Origin of the sequence: Acinetobacter sp. RIT698 (assembly GCF_009668065.1) — a bacterium.
Taxonomy (GTDB): Bacteria; Pseudomonadota; Gammaproteobacteria; order Pseudomonadales; family Moraxellaceae; genus Acinetobacter; species Acinetobacter guillouiae.
The window spans coordinates 1-330 of sequence record NZ_WJYH01000130.1; the positions used below are offsets into that span (position 1 = coordinate 1).

General features: G+C 48.8%; 1 protein-coding gene. It reads left to right on the forward strand.

Annotation, left to right across the window (positions count from 1 at the left end):
* The coding region (locus GJV03_RS21365) for a beta-ketoacyl synthase N-terminal-like domain-containing protein (RefSeq protein ID WP_289845654.1) at positions 1–330 on the forward strand (330 nt) is incomplete at both ends.

Sequence of the window (330 nt, forward strand, 5' to 3'; positions counted from 1 at the left end):
GGTGTGCCATACCAAGTGCCAGCAACCACTGTGAACCGTCTATGTGGATCGTCACTGGATGCGATTGCCATGGCAGCTCGCGCCATTAAAGCCAATGAAGCAGATTTAATCATTGCCGGTGGTGTAGAAAGCATGAGCCGTGCGCCCTATGTGATGGGTAAGTCGGACAGTGCTTTTGGACGCAGTCAAAAGATTGAAGACACCACCATGGGCTGGCGTTTTATCAATCCAAAACTCAAAGAATTGTATGGTGTGGACAGCATGCCACAAACCGCTGAAAACGTGGCAGAACAATTCAATATTAACCGTGCGGATCAAGATCAGTTTGCG